4 protein-coding genes are annotated in these 2,905 nt (G+C 72.4%); 3 read left to right on the top strand and 1 reads right to left on the bottom strand.

The features are described from left to right. Positions 1-441: 441 nt before the first annotated feature. Complete coding sequence (locus tag B1L11_RS44275; RefSeq protein ID WP_079321093.1) at positions 442-624, top strand: hypothetical protein; 183 nt, start codon at positions 442-444, stop codon at positions 622-624. Positions 625-667: 43 nt separating this feature from the next. Continuing rightward, positions 668-1,090, top strand: a complete 423-nt coding sequence (locus B1L11_RS44270) for a DUF6098 family protein (protein ID WP_079321092.1) — start codon at positions 668-670, stop codon at positions 1,088-1,090. Between the two features lie 33 nt (positions 1,091-1,123). On the opposite strand, the gene B1L11_RS44265 is transcribed toward B1L11_RS44270, so the two are convergent. Then, complete coding sequence (locus B1L11_RS44265; protein WP_218671717.1) at positions 1,124-2,362, bottom strand: glycosyltransferase family 4 protein; 1,239 nt, start codon at positions 2,360-2,362, stop codon at positions 1,124-1,126. A 136-nt stretch (positions 2,363-2,498) separates the two neighbouring features. Between B1L11_RS44265 and B1L11_RS44260 the strand changes: the two genes are divergently transcribed. Then, positions 2,499-2,905, top strand: a 407-nt coding sequence (locus tag B1L11_RS44260) for a HAMP domain-containing protein (RefSeq protein ID WP_143738001.1), incomplete at its 3' end; no start/stop codon positions are given.

The raw sequence follows: 2,905 nt of genomic DNA, 5'->3' as shown, positions 1-2,905 counted from the left end.
ATCGCTCCCCCGGCGCGGCCAGCAGGCCGCGGCGGCCGATCACCGGCAGGGCGGGGTCACGGTCCTTTTCGATGTCCTGGTTCATGGGGGCGACTCCTCAGGGGCGAGGGATCCGGGGGCGGGGGGTGAGCGCGAGCGACATCACCGCATGTAGTCACTGGTTACGGTGCTAATGCGTATTAGTTTCGCCGAGATGACATACTGCGGGCTCCTCCGCCCTCCCGTCAACGGTGTAATAGCGGTAATAATGCGCATTAGCAATCTCCGCCGGGCCATCGGAGGGGATGTCACGGTGCGTGACGCCCTCTCCGGCGCTCACAGGACGGGGGTTTGCCCTGTTGGCGGATGGGGAGGGGTGGACAGCACCGCCGACGGACCGTTTCCGGACCGCCCGTTTCCGGTGCGGCCGTTGTCCGGTACGGCCCGCGGAGAGGAGAGACGATGACCGAGCCTCAGCAGCCGGAGCTCCGCCGGTCAGGCGGGGGCGGCGCCAACGACGAGAACGTCGACGTCATCCCGGAGTCGGCGAGCGCCGCGAAGTCCGGAGGGCACCCGCACGGCACCGACAAGGGGAACAAGGGCGGCGGCGTTCCGCCGGACCAGCGCCCTCCGCACCCCGCGTGACCATCGGGAAGAGACGCGACGGGCGTGACCGTGGAGGGGTGAGGTGAGCGGGATACCGACGATCAAGAGCCTCGACGAGCTGACCGAGCTCGTCGAGCACCGGCCCGGGCTGTACCTGCGCTATTCCAAGGGCCCCGACGCCGACGCCGGCAAGCCGAGCGTCGACTACGAGAGCCGTCTGGAACTGCCCGGCCTGTCGGTGACGGTGCTCGACGCCGAGCGCTGGTGGACTCTCCCGCTGCGTGACTGGCTGGCCCGTCAGATCTGCAAGTACACACACCTGGCCGAGAAGGACGAGGAGCGGCACGCGTGGGTGCTGGCCGGTCGAGTGGTGGCCCGCGGCCCCGACCACGAGCCGCTCATCGACCGGGTCGAGCCGGTCGCGTGGCTCGATGACTCCGTGGTCGAGCAGGCGCGTGAGCACTACGAGAAGGTGTTCGACGCCGGCCGCGACTCCACGGGATGAGGCGCGGGCCCGGATGTCGACACCGGATGGGGCTCAGGCCCGGGCCTCGATCCGCGTACGCGCCCGCAGCACCTCGCCGTAGACCGCGTGCACCCGGTGCACGAGTGTGTCCCAGTGCAGCTCGGCGACCCTGCGCCGGGCGTTGGCGGCCATCTCCTTGGCCTCCGCCGGGTCGTCGAGCAGCCGGCGGATGGCGGCGGCCAGCGCCTCGGGCCGCCCGGGCGGGACGAGCAGCCCGGTGACGCCGTCCTCGACCAGGTCGGGAATGCCGCCGACGCGGGTGGCGACGATCGGGTTGCCCGCGTGCATGGCCTCGATCAGCACCGTGCCGAGTTCCTCATACCGGGAGGGGAGCACGAGCGGGTCTCCCCCGCCGAGCACGCCGGGGATATCCTCCTGCGGGACGAACCCGCGCAGGTGGACCCGGGCGGCGACGCCCAGCCGCTCCGCGAGTTCCCGCAGCCGCCTGGCGCGCGGCCCGTCACCCACCACCAGGAGGTCGACCGGTGGGTCGCCGAGCAGCGCGAGCGCCCGCAGCAGGACGTCCACGCCCTTCTGCTCGTGGAGGCGGCCCACGTACAGCACGCGCGGCACGGGCACGCCGTCGAGCAGCGGGCCCGGGCCGGCGGGCCGGGTGAACACCGGGGCTATCCCGGAGGGGATCACGTGGACGCGGCCCGCCGGGACGCCGCCGCCGACCAGCACGTCCCGCATCCGCGAGGTGAGCACGATCACCGCGTCGGCACGGGCCGTGCCCCGCCGTTCCAGCGCTCCGCCGAGGTGCCGCAGCACCAGCGCACGCGGCGTACGGCCGCTCACCGTGTGGCCGGGACTGCAGTGGACGGTGAGGACGAACGGCACCCGGGCGTGGCCGGCCGCCCGCAGGGCAAGCGGCACGACGGCCAGGTCCTCCCCCAGGTGGGCGTGGACCAGGTCGGCTCCCTCCGCGAGCCGGGACAGCAGCGGCCAGGCCGCCACCGCGTACATCTGCCGGCCCGCCGGGATCGGCAGGCCCAGCCGCACCAGCAGCCCGTGCCGTCCGAAGTCCTCCGTACGGGGGGCCGTGGGCGGGCGGGTGGTGACGATCGTCTGCCGCACGCCGAGCCGGTCGAGCGCCTCGCTGAGCCGCGCGCAGTGGTTCTGCATGCCCCCGACGGGATCGAACCGCACGCCCCTGCCCCGCAGCGCGGTCACGGGCGCGGCGAAGACGGAGCACAGGCGCAGTACGTGCACGGTGCGGATGTACCCCGAAGTCGTGATCGACACTGACACGTCGCCTATGGGGGCGCTCCGCGGAGATCGTCCGCCCGGTAGCCTTGCAGGCTGGTGCGCCCGCTCCGTCCGCAGCGGCGGTCACCGCTTTATATGCTTTCTTTTCCCAGTTCAGACGGCGATCGCGAGGGTGGACATGGTCGAGAGGGCAGGCACCGCGAAGCGTGCGCGATCAGCGCGCGCCGCCGGCGGCGACCCCGAACTGGATCTGCGGCAGCTCCTGGCCGGCCTCACCGCCGTACGGGACGGCGACTTCGGCACCCGGCTCCCCGAGGACGGAGACGGCCTGCTGACGGAGATCGCGACGGTCTTCAACGGGATGGTCGACCAGCTCTCCCTGTTCACCTCCGAGGTGACGCGCGTGGCGCGGGAGGTCGGCACCGAGGGCCAGCTCGGCGGGCAGGCCGAGGTTCCGGGGGTCTCGGGCACCTGGAAGGACCTCACCGACTCGGTGAACGCCATGGCGGGCAACCTCACCAGCCAGGTCCGCTCCATCGCCGAGGTCACCACCGCCGTCGCCAAGGGCGACCTCTCCCAGAAGAT

Source organism: Microbispora sp. GKU 823, from assembly GCF_002027145.1.
Lineage (GTDB): Bacteria > Actinomycetota > Actinomycetes > Streptosporangiales > Streptosporangiaceae > Microbispora > Microbispora siamensis.
The sequence above is the reverse complement of the archived record's forward strand: the minus strand, read 5'-3'. Positions and strand labels throughout refer to the sequence as shown.